Here is a 13,322-nt window from a genome sequence, read left to right on the forward strand (position 1 = left end):
ATCGACGCTGGAGGAACTGACCGAGCGTGGCGACTGGGACGGCGCGCTGAAGCTGGTCGAGGCGCAAAAATCCACCCGGCAGATCGAGCGCGATGCCGCCAACCGCCGCCGCGCCGTGCTGCTCACGGCCAAGGCGCAGTCGCTGATCGACAGCGATCCGAATGCCGCCCGGACTGCCGCCGTCGAAGCCAACAAGCTGGCGCCCGATTTCGCGCCGGCCGCGGTGGTCGCGGCCAATATGCTTTTCCGGCAAAACGACGTGCGCAAGGGTTCCAAGATCCTGGAGACGGCCTGGCGGGCCGAGCCGCATCCGGACATCGCCGAGCTCTACACGCATGCAAGGCCGGGCGATGCCGTGCTCGACCGTCTCAACCGGGCGAAAAAGCTGCAGGAGATGAAGAAGAACCACGCCGAATCGTCGATGGCCGTGGCGCGCGCCGCGCTCGACGCGCAGGATTTCGCCACCGCCAGGCACGAGGCGGAGGCCGCGATCCGCATGGATCGCCGCGAAGGCGCCTATCTGTTGCTGGCCGACATCGAGGAGGCCGAAAGCGGCGACCAGGGCAAGGTGCGGCAGCTTTTGTCGAAAGCCGTGCGCGCGCCGCGCGATCCGGCATGGGTCGCGGACGGCGTCGTCTCCGAGCGCTGGGCGCCGGTGTCGCCGATCACCGGCAAGTTGGACGCCTTCACCTGGCGCGCGCCGATGGAGCGGCTCGGGCAGCTGATCGACAGCGAGGTTGATGCCGCCATACCAGCAATCCCCGCCTCCGCGCCGGCTGTGCCGACTGAAGAGAAGACGATCGATATCGTGCCCGACGGCACTGCCGAAAAACCGGCCACCGCGGCTGCGAACGGGGGGCAGAAGGACGGGACCGTCGCCGCAACCGACGACGCGGCAGGCGAGCAGGCACCGGAGCCGCCGCGCTTGCCGGATGATCCCGGCGTCGCGCCGGAAGACGAGGCGGAAAAATCGCCGCGCCGGTTTCGTTTGTTTTGAGACCGGTTATGGCGGACAGGGAAAAAGTGTCGATGTTCGAACGCGTGTTGTCCTTTCTGAGGGATTTGCCGGCCAGCGAGGCCAAGCCGAGCGCCGACGATCCGCGCGTCGCGGCCTCGGCGCTGCTCTACCATGTGATGAACGCCGACGGCGTGCGCCAGGATGTCGAGTGGGAGCGGTTCAAGGAGATTCTCGCCAAGACCTACTCGATCCGCGGCGACGAGCTCGACGCGCTGGCGGCCGCCGGCGAGCGCGCCGACAATGAGGCGATCGATCTCTACGCCTTCACCAGTGTGCTCAAGCGCCATCTCGACGCCGACGCGCGCAAGGCCTTCATCGGCCTGATGTGGGAGATCGTCTATGCCGATGGCGAATTGCACGAGCTCGAGGACAACACTGTCTGGCGCGTCGCGGAATTGATCGGCGTCGAGCGGCAGGATCGAATCGAGGCGCGCCGCAAGGCGGCGGCCGAGGCGCCCGGCGCGCGCGGGACGTCGAGCGACGAATAGGACTACGCCTGCCCATGCCACCCAGACCGAGGCCGAGACCAAAAATCCTGATCGTGCTGCATCAGGAGACTTCGAGCCCCGGCCACGTCGGCCACATGCTTCTGGAAGAAGGCTTCGATCTCGACATCCGCCGGCCTCCGCTTGGCGAAGAGCTGCCTTGCACGCTGGACGGCCATGCCGGGGCGGTGATCTTCGGCGGGCCGATGAGCGCCAACGACCAGGACGAGTTCGTCCGGCGTGAGACCGACTGGCTCGAAATCCCGCTCAAGGAAAACCGGCCGTTTCTCGGCATCTGCCTCGGCGCGCAGATGCTCGCCAATCATCTCGGCGGCAAGGTCGAGGGTCATGGCGAAGGGCTGGTCGAGATCGGCTGGTATCCGCTGAAGGCGACCGAGGCGGGCAAGAAACTGCTGCACTGGCCGGAGATGGTCTACCAGTTCCACCGCGAGGGCTTTTCGCTGCCGAAGGACGCGACGTTGCTTGCGACCGCCGAAACCTATCCCAACCAGGCCTTTCGCTATGGCGACAATGCCTGGGGCATCCAGTTCCACGGCGAGCTGACCAGGGTGATGATGCAGCGCTGGGTGGTGCGCGGCGCGCACCGCTTCGAGCTGCCCGGCGCGCAGCCCGGCCGCGACCATCTCGGCGGCCGGCTGATCTGGGACATGCACCTCAAGCGCTGGCTTGGCGAATTTTTAGGCCTGATTTTTGGCAAGCCGGCCGTGGGATAGAGTAAAACCGATTGCTCTGAGAACGTGGCCAGCCAAGATTCATTGATTCGCGCCGACATACTCGGCCGCATGATGAACGCGCTGACGCTACACAAAGAATTCGACGACAAATGCGATTTGGTTCCGCTTATAGATATTAATTCATTCGAAAATTACTACGAAAAACTGACTTGGAGTCTAAGCCATTCAGACCTCGCACTGGTACAAAAACACTACTCCGACGCCCAAACCACTTGGAGCGCCAAAGGCGGCGGGATACCCGGAACAGAGTGTGATGACCTTAGCTATGAAATTCTGTATTTCGATATTGGAACCCCGAATCCCCGCGACGAGATGCTAAGTCTACTCAATGCGGCGCCTCGTGGCAGTTCACAGTACAAAATCTACGCGGCGGCGGTGGCATGGGGTGGATATCTCCAAGCTTCCATCACCTGTCCCGATTACTATGTCAGTTCGATCTCCGTAGATAAGGTCCAAAAAAGCAATAGGGACGAGTTTCGAGTTCCGTACCTATTGGCAAGGATGGCTGCCGTTAAAGCCCCTCCTGATTGTCGAGATATCGAGCCTTTCGCGCGTGATGGCGGTGTATATCGCGCTAGAAACAAGTGAGAAGAACTGCGCTTTCACGTTCGTGCCATCGCAGCTCAGCCGCAATTCCATGTCTCCACGGCGGACCGATGCGTCGTAGTCGGATCCGGCGCTCAATCAATTCCGGCTGTTCAGATGCCGCACCTGCCGCAGCGCGGGGAACAAATACGCCCACAATCCAGCGACCGCGATGGCGCCGATGCCGCCGATGACCACCGCCGGAACCGTGCCGATTAGCGCCGCCATGGTGCCGGCGCGGAATTCGCCGACCTCGTTGGAGGCGCCGACGAAGACCTGGTTGACGGCGTTGACGCGGCCGCGCACCTCGTCAGGCGTCCACAGCTGGATCAGCGTCTCGCGGATATAGACGCTGAACATGTCGGTGGCGCCGAGCATGGCGAGCACCGCGATCGACAGCCAGGTGAGGGTCGAAACGCCGAACAGAACGGTGAAGGCGCCGAACAGCGCGACGAAGCCCAGCATGATCTTGCCGGCATGGTCGCGGATCGGGTGGCCGGCGAGCCAGACCGCCACCGCGATGGCGCCGATGCCGGGCGCCGAGCGCAGCAGGCCGAGGCCCCAGGGGCCAAGTTCCAGTATGTCGCGCGCATAGACCGGCAGCAGCGCCGAGGCGCCCGACAGAAGCACGGCAAAGAGGTCGAGCGAGATCGCGCCAAGCACGATCTTCTCGCTCCAGATATAGCGGAAGCCGGCAAACAGCGTCTGCATCGTCGGCTTGTCGGTAGCCGTCTGCTGGGCGGGCTTGGGGATGGTGAAGATGAGCAGCGCGGCGGCCAGCATCATGATGGCGGCAGTGGCGTAAGCGATCTCCGCCGAAAGGCCGTAGAGCAGGCCGCCGGCGACCGGGCCGACAATCGTCGCCGTCTGCCAGGCGGACGAGTTCCAGGCAATCGCGTTGGCGAAATCCTGCGGCGGCACAAGATTGGCGACCAGCGAGGACGATGCCGGCCCATAGAAGGCACGGGCGATACCGAACATGGCGAGCACGACGAAGATCGGCAACGGGCCGCCAAGGCCGCGCAGCGTCAACAACAGGAGAGCGAGCGCGCAGCCGGCCTCGACGAGCGACGCCAATGTCATGATCAGGCGGCCGAAGCGGTCGGCGACGACGCCGGTGATGAGGACCAAGAGCAGCGACGGCAGGAACTGGACGATGCCGACGATGCCGAGGTCGAAGGGGTTGCGCGTCAGGTCGTAGATCTGCCAGCCGACGGCGACCGAGACGATCTGGGTGGCGAAAGTGGTGAGGAAGCGCGCCGTCCAGTAGCTGAGGTACGGTCGGTGCCGGAAAGCGGCGTATCGCTGTTCAGGTGAGGTTGCTTCGGCAGTCATGGTCTGGGGGCCCCGTTGTGACATCGGCCGGCGGGGCACTTCCACGGTGGGCGCTGGTCCGGCCGGAGACCCTTAGCCCAGTTCGTTTCGTCGCGCGCGCAAAAAATCCGCGCCGGATGCAGGAAATCCGGAAATTATCGTTCGCGGTACAAGGAGGCTCAGCCTCTCAACGCCGCGGAGATCGCTTGCAACCCGCCGCGCAATTCCGCCTCCTTCGGCCAGCCGAAGCCGACGCGGAAGAAGCGCTTCGGCATTTCGAACCAGTGGCCGGGGCCGACATAGGTGCCGTGCTCTTCCAGGAGCCTCGCGTAGAACCGTTCGAGGTCGAAGCCGGCATCGACGTTCAGCCGCGGGAAGCCGACGACGCCGCCTTGCGGACGCACCCAGTCGACCAGCGGCTCGCCATCGATCCAGGCCTGGACGATATCGCGGCGCTTCGCCATGTCCGGCAGCAGCGACTTGAGGAAGGCGTCGCGGCGCTCGAGCATGGAGCGCGCGATCGCCTCGTCGATGACGCTGCCGCAGATGCCGATCTGCTCCTTGGCGGCGAGGAACGTCTCCTTGAGAGCCTCGTCCTTCGTGACCAGCCAGCCGATGCGGATGCCGGGAATGCCGAAGGCCTTGGACAGCGAGGAGACGCTGATGGCGGTGGGACTGAGCGATGCCGCCGAAGGCAGGCGCTCGCCATAGGAAAGGTCTCGATAGGTCTCGTCGACCAGCAGCCGGCAGCGCCGGCCCTCGGCGAGCGCGACCAGTGCATCGAGATCGGTGCGGCTCATCATGGTGCCGGTCGGGTTGTGCGGGCAGGTGACGCTGATCAGCCTGGTGTTCGGCCGCACGGCTGCCGCGACGCGCGCGACATCGATGGCGAAGCCGTCGTCGAAATCGAGATCGACATAGCTGATGGCGCAGCCGATCGCCTTGGGCGTCACGATGTTGGTGGCATAGTTCGGCCGCACGACGACGAGATGGTCATCGGCCGAAAGCAGCGAGGTGGCGATGATGAACAGCGCCCCGGCGGCGCCCGCGGTCACCAGCACGTCGTCGGCGGAGAGCCCTTCATCCTACCCGGCGATCAGCGCTCGCAGCTCTTTTTCGCCGCGGTGCTCGCCGTAGAAAAGGGTGAGGTCGGGCAACGACAGGCCAATGTCGGAGAGCTTCCGGTCGGCGATCGAGCTTTCGGAGAGATTGAAGCGGATGCGCTCGTAACCGTATTCCTCCGGTGCCTCTTTCTCGATCACCATACGCGCGTAATTCATGGCTCACCCCAACAGCCTTGTTCGGTTTTATCCAAGCCATAAAAGCAGGAAGCCTGCCAAGGCGGATTCCTCGGCAGGCTTCTCTAACCGTTGGCACAGGCGCCGGTGCCGCTTAAAGCAGGTCGCGCTGAAGCGAATTCAGGCGACGCACTTTAAATCTTTGTTTTGATGGATGTCGTTCTCCCAAAACCGCTGCGCACTTTCGGGCGACATGCATTAGGCGGGAGCCTTGGCTTTCCGTCCCCTGGCGGGCTTCACCGGCTCGGCTTCCGCCTTGCGGCCGAGGCCGATCGACTTGGCGAGCTCGGAGCGCGACGCCGCATAATTGGGCGCGACCATCGGGTAGTCCACGGGGAGGCCCCATTTGGTCCGGTAGGCCTCCGGGGTCAGTCCGAAATGGACGCCGATATGGCGCTTCAACGATTTGAACTTCTTCCCGTCCTCGAGGCAGATGATGTAGTCCGGCGTCACCGAGCGCCGGGGATTGACGGCGGGGACGGGCAGCGGTGCCGGCGGCGCCGGCGGCTGGTTCAGTCCGCCGATCGAGGAGGCGACGCTGGCGATGAGCTCGCCCAGGCCCGAAGCCGGCAGCCGGTTCTTGGCGACATAGGCCGACACGATGTGGGCGGTGAGCTCGAGCAAGTCGGCTTCTTCCTTGGCTGTGTTGGTGTCCTCGTCCACGTCAATTCCTCCTCTATGCCGCACGGCCGCAAATCGGGATGTAAACCAGAGCGCCGCCGCTTCCTTCGCGCCGGGGAAGGCACATCGTGCGGCAGGCCGGCGAATTCCTAGTCGGCAAATCTGCGCGGCGCAACGACCAGCGGCGCGATTACACGCTATTTTGAACAACTATACTGAAAAGTAAAAATATCAGACGATCAGCGCCTTGTCGCGCCACAGTCGAAATCCGCCTTCGAAGGCGCGTGTGTTGTCGCCGCGCCTGGATTTCCCCGGCAATTCATCGAGCTTGTCGACATTGCCGCCGCCGATGACCACATAGTCCGGCTGCAAGGCGGCGCGAAGCCTGTTTACGACATCGAAAACGTATTTGCGCCATTTTTTCTTGCCATGCTTTACCAGCCCGCGCTCGCCGACATAGTCCTCGAAGCTGCAGCCTTTCTTGTAGGGAAGGTGGGCAAGCTCCATCGGCTGCCCGACATTGTCGAGGACCATCGCGGCGCCCAGGCCCGTGCCCAGGCCGAGGAACAGCATGCGGCCGCCCTCATAGCTGCCGATCGCCTGCAAAAGAGCGTCGTTGACGAGCTTGACCGGCTTGCCGAAGGCGGCAGCGAAATCATAGCCCTTCCAGCCTTTGCCGAGATTGAAGGGATCTAGCGAAGGCTTGTTGTCTCTGACCGGACCTGGATAGCCCATCGAGATGACATCATAGCTCAGTCCCTCGGCCAATTTCTTCACCGACGCGACGACCTGCTCAGGTGTCAGGCCGGGGCCGGACTCGACGCGGCGCATCTCGCCGCCGGCGCTGGTGAGGATCTTCACATGCGAGCCGCCGACATCGATGGTGAGCACGATCTGCCCGCCCTTCGACGCAGCCGGTTTTGCCGCTTTCGCCATTCCATTCCTCCCGTGCTACTTGGTCGGATTGATCCAGCCATTGGGCGGGCCGAAGCCGTTCATGGCATCGGCCGGTCCCCAGGTCTTGGGCGCATAGATCTGCGGCGGCGTGGTGTCGCCGAGCACCGGTCCGACAATGCGCCATGCGAGCTCGGCCGCATCCTGGCGCGTGAACAGCTGGCCGTTGCCGTTCATGGCATCGCCGATCAGCCGCTCATAGGGCGGCATGTCGCCCTTGGTGTCGTCGAGCGCGGTCAGTTCCACCTGCTCGCCGATCATGTCGTCGCCGGCCACCTTGCGCTGGGCGCCGATCGAGATCGCCACCTGCGGGTCGATGCGGAAACGGACATAGTTGGCGTCGCCCGGCTTGATCGGGTCGAAAACGTCGAGCGGTGGCCGCTTCAGCCGCACGATCACTTCGGTCGCGTGCACCGGCATGTTCTTGCCGGCGCGGATGAAGAACGGCACATCCTGCCAGCGCCAGGTGTCGACGAAGAAGCGCACCGCGGCGAAGGTTTCGACCGGGGAGTTCGGCCGCACGCCAGGCTCCGCCAGATAGCCGTCGAACTGGCCGCGCACGACATCGTCCTTGGTCAGCGTGCGGATCGCGCGCAGCACCTGCACCTTCTCGTCGATCAGGTCGTCGGCCGAGCGGCCAACCGGCGGCTCCATAGCTAAAAGCAAAAGGATATTGAGCAGATGGTTCTCGATAACGTCGCGGATGCAGCCGACATCGTCATAGAATTTGCCACGACCTTCGATGCCGAAATCCTCGGCCATGGTGATCTGCACGCTTTCGACGAAATTGCGGTTCCAGATCGGCTCGAGGAAGGCATTGGCGAAGCGGAAATAGAGCAGATTCTGGATCGCCTCCTTGCCGAGATAATGGTCGATGCGAAAGATCGACTGCTCGTCGAACACCAGGTGCAGCACGCGGTTCAGCCAACGCGCCGACTGCAAGTCGTGGCCGAACGGCTTTTCGATCATCAGCCGCGCGCCGCGCGCGGTGCCGGACTGTTCCAATCCTTGGACCACGGTTTCGAACATGGTCGGGGGCACCGCCATGTAGTGTAGCGGCCGCTGCGCCGAGCCAAGCGCCGTCTTCAGCTTCTCGAAGGTAGCGGAATCTCGATAATCGCCGCTGACATAGCGCAGCAATGAGGCGAGCTTGGCGAACACCTCATCGTCCGCGCTGCCCAGCGCATTGACGACGCCGTCGCGGGCACGGTCCGCCAGCTTTCCAATGTCCCAGGGGTCGAAGGCGACGCCGATCACAGGCTCGGTGAGCGTTCCCTTGGCGACCATCTGGTAGAGCGCCGGAAAAATCTTCTTGTGCGCAAGGTCGCCGGTCGCTCCGAAAAGCACCAGCGTGTCGGACCTCTCCTGGCTCATCCTGCCTCTCCCCCTCAACCGCCGATCTTCGGCTTCTCGACATGGCCGCCGAATGCATAGCGCATGGCGGACAGAAGCTTGTCGGCGAATTGGGATTCGCCTTGCGAGGAGAAGCGATCGAACAGCGCCGAGGAGAGCACGGGCGCCGGAACGCCGGTGTCGATCGCCGCCTTCAGGGTCCAGCGGCCTTCGCCCGAGTCCGACACCCGACCGCCGAACTGCGTAAGCGCGGGGTCGTTTTTCAGCGCGCCGGCGGTGAGGTCGAGCAGCCAGGAGCCGATGACGCTGCCATGCCGCCAGACCTCCGCCACGGCCGGCAGGTCGATGTCGAACTGGTAATACTGCGGATTTTCGAGCGGGCTGGTTTCGGCGTCCGACGTCCGGTCGCGTTTGCCGGCGTTGGCCGATTTCAGGATGTTGATGCCCTCGGCATAGGCGGCCATCACGCCGTATTCGATGCCGTTGTGCACCATCTTGACGAAATGGCCGGCGCCGCTCGGTCCGCAATGCAGATAGCCGTAAGGCGCAGTCCCGACGTCCTTCGGCGGACTGGAACCCGGGTCGGCGCCCGGGGCCAGCGTGGCGAAGACCGTATCGAGGTGCTGCACGGCTTCATCGGGGCCGCCGATCATCAGGCAGTAGCCGCGCTCCAGTCCCCACACGCCGCCGCTGGTGCCGACATCGACAAAGCTGATGCCTTTGGTCGCCAGTTTCGCGGCCTGGTCGACGGCGTCATGGTAATAGGAATTGCCGCCGTCGATGATGATGTCGCCGGGCTCCATTAGCGCCGCCACCTGGTCGACGATCCTGCCGGTGATCGCGGCCGGCAGCATCAGCCACGCACAGCGCGGCTTGGCCAGCTTGGCCACGAACTCTTCCAGCGAGGCGGCGCCGATGGCGCCGTCCTTGACCATGCCGGCGACGCTTGCGGAGTTGATGTCGTAGACGACGCATTCGTGGCCGTCGCGCAGCAGGCGCCGCACCATATTGGCGCCCATCCTGCCCAGTCCCATCATTCCGATCTGCATGGTGTCATCCCGATTGCTTGAGGAAAGAAATGTCTACTGGCCGCGCTGTCTTGATCATGATCTTTTCCGAAAACCGCTATCACTTTTCGGGATCATGATTGAGGATCGATGCCGACGGTGAAGTCGACATTCTCCCAACGGCTGGCTTCGGGCCAGAAAAAAGTGAAGGCGACCGTCGATCCCGGCGGCAGGCCGGCAACGGACAGGTCGACCAGGTGGACGCCGAAGGCGTTCTCGGCCGTCTTGTCGTCGTGCACCGTCAGCCATTTGTCGCTGCTCCAGTGGACCACGCCGCGGGCCGAAAGCTCGACGCGCAGCACCTTGCCGGCGGGGATCGACCGGATCTTGTTGTTGAAGCGCCATGTGCGGAAGGGCGAGACGGTTTTTCGCTTGATGTAGCGCTCGACGCCTTGCGGCGGCATGTCGAACACCGCGCCGTCGCGCAGCGAGCGCAACAGCTTGACATGCTCGGCATGCGCCCAGACCAGCGGCATAGCGCTGCCGGACGGCGCGCCGAGCCGCAATTCGCGCTCCGGCATGTCGGGTTGGTCCCAGACCTGCTCAGGCAGAAGGCCACTGATACCTGCCGAACGCTCGAAGGTATCGAGCAGCTCGGCTGCCTTGTCGGGTCGCCCTGCGGCTAGCTCATAGTGGGCACGTTCGCCGGCGAGCAGGGGCCAGGGCCGGCCCTGGCCGGTGCCGTCGAAAGGCGAGCCGTCCTCGTGCTCGCCATAGCCGTCGCCGGTGTAGCGGTACCAGAGCGGACCTTGCGGCAATGCGCAGCGCAGCGTGGCGTCGACGGCTTTGATGGTGTTCAGGACCCGCGGATCGTCGGCGGCTCTCAGGCCAAAGCGGACCAGTGCCAGTACGTCCGGACTGATGATGGCTTCCGCCGGCCGGTCGGTGTCGGCCGGCGGGCGGTTCTTGATCGGCACGAAGCCGTCCTTCGGCGAAGCAGCGCCGGCACCGTCGGGCGGCGCGATGCGGACATAATAGCCGTCGACGCCTTCCTTGGCGCAGAGTTCGGTGCCGGTGACATAGGTCCAGCGCTCGATCTGGTCGTTCCAGCAGTCGGCCGTCTCGCGCAGATAGTTTGCCGGCTCATTTTTGCCGCAAGCGTCCAGCATGTCGGCCGCCGCGAGCAGCGCCGCGATCTCGACGGCCAGTGTGAAGGGACTGTAGCCGGCGTCCTCTTCCCAGCGATCCTCGCCGGTGACGGGGCCGTTGCGCACGACATAGGAGGCCGCGCTCTCGATCATGGCCAAGAACTCGGCGAGTTTCGCGCGCGGCAGATGGCCGGCGCGGCGCAAGGCATCGGCGAGCAGCAACGGAAAGGCGCACTCGTCCATCTGGATGCCTGGCCAATAGGGCGTTCCGCTGGACCAGCAATTCTGCGGCCAGTGTCCGTCCGGCAGCTGGATCGAGCGCAGATAGGTGAGGATCTGCAGCGCCTGCCTGGCGTCGCCTGCGGCGAGGAAGCCGCCCGCCGTCTCGACCAGGTCGCGCGGCCAGACCAGGTGGTAGCCGCCGAGATCGTCGTCGCCCTTGTTGAAACCCCAGGGGATCGAGAGACTGCCGACGGCGGCCCCGGGCCTGGTGATCGACAGATGCGAGGCAAGCACCGCGGTGCTGACGCGGTAGGTGTTCAGGCCGGGGGCAGGATGCCGGTCGAGCTTTTCCAGGCCGGCCTGGAATCTCCGCCATTTGGCGGCATAGGTTTCGGCGGCCGTCTCGAACCCGTCCTTGAGGCTGGCCAGCGCGATCTCCGCCGCCTCTTCTGGCAAGGTGCCGAAGCCGAGCGCGAGCAGGGCCGTGCCCTTGCCTGCCGAGAAGCCGATCTTGCCGGTCAGCGCCACATTGCCGTCCTCCGCGCGCTCAAAGGCAGGATCCAGCGCGCCGCCATCCCGGAGCTGCTGCCAGCCGTCGGAGAAGCCGACATAGCCGGCCGAGCAGTCGCCCCAAGGCAGCGAAGAGGCGAGCGCTAGCGAGACGCCGCGACCTGACGCAAAGAGGATGCGCTGCCCCTTATGCTCGCCGACCCAGGCGGTATTGCCCATGCCGGCATTGACCAGATGCGGCGCGAGCAACGCGTAGACGCGATAGTCCGAAGCCGGGCCTTTGAGAGCCGCGAAGGTGATTTCCTGCAGCAGGACAGGCTGTTTCGGATCCGTAACGATGCGCTTTTCTATCCGGTAGCAGCCATCGCTGGCACTGTTAGTCAACCTGTATCCGGGCACGCCGTCCTCGAACGGCTCGATAGCGTGGGCGGCGTCGCGTTTCTCCCCGGAGAAATAGCCACCGGGGCGGGTGACGAGGAGGCCCATGTCGCGCGTGCAGGCGCTGTCGAGGCGCGGATAATAGACCTCGTTCAATATGCCGTGGCTGATGGTGAACCAGAGCGGGCTTTTCGCTGAAAGCGCGGTGCCGACGCCGCTCTTGGCGCTTGATGTCCAGCGTGCGGGAATTCCCGGGGCGCCCTGAGCAACGGTCGGCGTCACTGCCATCAATTGGCCTCCTGCCGCCGTTCCTAGACCAGGAGCCGGCGGCTTTTCAATCGTCGCACCTGAAGTTGATCGGCCTGCCGCTGTGTAAGCCCTCGTTGACAGCTGTACCGTCAAGCGCCCACTATTTCGCTCGCAGGGAGGAATTCGGGAAACGGGAGCGAAGCCGCGCCATATGGTTGGCGCTGCGCGTCTTTCCCCGACATTCGTCCAGCGGCAAGGGAGGAGACATGTCGGAGGTATCTCCCCAGCTGATCGATCGGCTGCTCGCGATCTCGCGGGCCTTGGCCGGGCATATCGATCCCGGCTCCGCGTTCCGGGCGACGGCGATCGAAATCGGCACGCTCATCCCGCACGACCATATCGACCTGGCGGTGCTGTCGCTCGATGGACGCATGCATGCCTGCTACGAGGCCGGCTTCCACACCAGCTGGAGCGATCTGGCGCAGCATCCGGTCGAGGGCAGCCCGATCCGCCGCGTGCTGTGGGGCGAGACGCCTTATCTGTTGTCCGACAATGCGCTCGTCGACGACCGCTTCCATTTCGAGGGAGCCTTCGACGGTCCGATCTTCGCAGCCAAGCTGCGCAGCCGCATCATCGTACCGCTGCGAGCGCGCGGCAGCGTCATCGGCGCGCTCAACATCAGCCGGCACGAGGCCGGATGTTACACGCAGGCCGACGTCGACGTCGCCCAGCAATGCGCCGACCTCATCGGGCCCTATATCTTCGCGCTGATCCAGACAGAGGAAGCGCGCCGCGCCATGCTCGCCGAAAGCGAGGCGCGCAACCGGGCGGAACTGCTGAGGGTCGGCGCCTCGCAGCTGACCGAGGGCATGGAGCGCGAGCGCCGCCGCATGGCGATGGACCTGCACGACCAGACGCTCGCCGATCTCGCCCGCATCGCGCGTCAGGTCTCGGCCTTCCGCAGCCGGGGCGTGGCGCGGACGGCCCAGCTTGCCGATCTCGAGCAGGAGGTGGCGGGCTGCCTGGCGGAACTGCGCCACATCGTCGACGACATGCGGCCCAGCGTTTTGGAATTGTTCGGCCTGCGCGACGCCGTCGAGGCGCATCTCAACCGCAGCGTCGCCAGGGCCAAGCCGCCGATCGCGGTGCGCATCGCCGACATGAGCGACGGCAGTGCCGACAGCCTGTCGGAAACGCTGCGCACGGCGCTCTACCGGATCGTGCAGGAAGCAATCAACAATGCGGTGCGCCATGCCGGGCCAAGTCGCATCGAGGTGCAGCTGGCATCGACGCCAGGCACGTTCAGCGTGACCGTCACCGATGATGGGCACGGCTGCGGCGCCGTCGACCCCGCCGCCCAAGGCGGCATCGGCCACATGCATACGCGGGCGGCCCTTGTCGGGGCGCGGCTGCGTTTCGAGCCGG

At 64.7% G+C, this 13,322-nt stretch carries 12 protein-coding genes and 1 pseudogene; 5 read left to right on the forward strand and 8 right to left on the reverse strand.

Going from position 1 to position 13,322, the window contains the following annotated elements:
- From DH10_RS24680 to DH10_RS24695, 4 genes and pseudogenes are all read left to right on the forward strand, one after another.
- A pseudogene (locus tag DH10_RS24680) lies at positions 1-997 on the forward strand (heme biosynthesis protein HemY); the annotation flags it as partial.
- Between the two features lie 32 nt (positions 998-1,029).
- Positions 1,030-1,506, forward strand: coding sequence for a tellurite resistance TerB family protein (locus DH10_RS24685; protein ID WP_192256025.1), 477 nt, complete (start codon positions 1,030-1,032; stop codon positions 1,504-1,506).
- A 14-nt stretch (positions 1,507-1,520) separates the two neighbouring features.
- Positions 1,521-2,237: a glutamine amidotransferase gene (locus DH10_RS24690; RefSeq protein ID WP_192385464.1), complete on the forward strand. Its 717-nt coding sequence runs from the start codon at positions 1,521-1,523 to the stop codon at positions 2,235-2,237.
- A 24-nt stretch (positions 2,238-2,261) separates the two neighbouring features.
- On the forward strand, positions 2,262-2,846 hold the full coding sequence (locus DH10_RS24695) for a hypothetical protein (protein ID WP_192255981.1): 585 nt from the start codon (positions 2,262-2,264) through the stop codon (positions 2,844-2,846).
- A 96-nt stretch (positions 2,847-2,942) separates the two neighbouring features.
- Here DH10_RS24695 and DH10_RS24700 read toward each other — a convergent pair whose 3' ends face one another.
- The 8 genes from DH10_RS24700 to DH10_RS24730 all read right to left on the reverse strand — a co-directional run bounded on the left by DH10_RS24700 (position 2,943) and on the right by DH10_RS24730 (position 11,936).
- Positions 2,943-4,178, reverse strand: a complete 1,236-nt coding sequence (locus DH10_RS24700; RefSeq protein WP_192385465.1) for an MFS transporter — start codon at positions 4,176-4,178, stop codon at positions 2,943-2,945.
- A gap of 158 nt (positions 4,179-4,336) precedes the next feature.
- Positions 4,337-5,218, reverse strand: a complete 882-nt coding sequence (locus tag DH10_RS24705) for a pyridoxal phosphate-dependent aminotransferase (protein ID WP_312891331.1) — start codon at positions 5,216-5,218, stop codon at positions 4,337-4,339.
- 24 nt (positions 5,219-5,242) lie between these two features.
- Entirely contained in the window at positions 5,243-5,437 is a 195-nt protein-coding gene (locus tag DH10_RS37215; protein WP_246506535.1) for a hypothetical protein, read from the reverse strand.
- A gap of 216 nt (positions 5,438-5,653) precedes the next feature.
- Positions 5,654-6,118 (reverse strand): Ros/MucR family transcriptional regulator, encoded by a 465-nt coding sequence (locus DH10_RS24710; RefSeq protein WP_192255986.1) that lies wholly within the window; start codon positions 6,116-6,118, stop codon positions 5,654-5,656.
- 189 nt (positions 6,119-6,307) lie between these two features.
- Complete coding sequence (locus DH10_RS24715) at positions 6,308-7,012, reverse strand: ROK family protein (RefSeq protein ID WP_192255988.1); 705 nt, start codon at positions 7,010-7,012, stop codon at positions 6,308-6,310.
- A gap of 15 nt (positions 7,013-7,027) precedes the next feature.
- Complete coding sequence (gene zwf / locus DH10_RS24720; protein WP_192255990.1) at positions 7,028-8,404, reverse strand: glucose-6-phosphate dehydrogenase; 1,377 nt, start codon at positions 8,402-8,404, stop codon at positions 7,028-7,030.
- A gap of 14 nt (positions 8,405-8,418) precedes the next feature.
- Entirely contained in the window at positions 8,419-9,432 is a 1,014-nt protein-coding gene (gene gnd / locus DH10_RS24725) for a phosphogluconate dehydrogenase (NAD(+)-dependent, decarboxylating) (protein WP_192385466.1), read from the reverse strand.
- Between the two features lie 92 nt (positions 9,433-9,524).
- Positions 9,525-11,936, reverse strand: coding sequence for a glucan 1,4-alpha-glucosidase (locus tag DH10_RS24730; RefSeq protein WP_192255994.1), 2,412 nt, complete (start codon positions 11,934-11,936; stop codon positions 9,525-9,527).
- A gap of 227 nt (positions 11,937-12,163) precedes the next feature.
- Between DH10_RS24730 and DH10_RS24735 the strand changes: the two genes are divergently transcribed.
- Positions 12,164-13,322: GAF domain-containing sensor histidine kinase (locus DH10_RS24735; RefSeq protein ID WP_192385467.1), on the forward strand; the 1,159-nt coding region annotated here is incomplete at its 3' end.

Source organism: Mesorhizobium silamurunense, assembly GCF_014843825.1.
Lineage (GTDB): Bacteria > Pseudomonadota > Alphaproteobacteria > Rhizobiales > Rhizobiaceae > Mesorhizobium > Mesorhizobium silamurunense.

Excerpts from the sequence above, each read along its gene's own strand:
- DH10_RS24685 (WP_192256025.1), top strand. The coding sequence starts at position 1,030 with ATGTTCGAACGCGTGTTGTCCTTTCTGAGGGATTTGCCGGCCAGCGAG.
- DH10_RS24690 (WP_192385464.1), top strand. The coding sequence starts at position 1,521 with ATGCCACCCAGACCGAGGCCGAGACCAAAAATCCTGATCGTGCTGCAT.
- DH10_RS24700 (WP_192385465.1), bottom strand. The coding sequence starts at position 4,178 with ATGACTGCCGAAGCAACCTCACCTGAACAGCGATACGCCGCTTTCCGG.
- DH10_RS37215 (WP_246506535.1), bottom strand. The coding sequence starts at position 5,437 with ATGAATTACGCGCGTATGGTGATCGAGAAAGAGGCACCGGAGGAATAC.
- DH10_RS24715 (WP_192255988.1), bottom strand. The coding sequence starts at position 7,012 with ATGGCGAAAGCGGCAAAACCGGCTGCGTCGAAGGGCGGGCAGATCGTG.
- zwf (WP_192255990.1), bottom strand. The coding sequence starts at position 8,404 with ATGAGCCAGGAGAGGTCCGACACGCTGGTGCTTTTCGGAGCGACCGGC.
- gnd (WP_192385466.1), bottom strand. The coding sequence starts at position 9,432 with ATGCAGATCGGAATGATGGGACTGGGCAGGATGGGCGCCAATATGGTG.
- DH10_RS24730 (WP_192255994.1), bottom strand. The coding sequence starts at position 11,936 with ATGGCAGTGACGCCGACCGTTGCTCAGGGCGCCCCGGGAATTCCCGCA.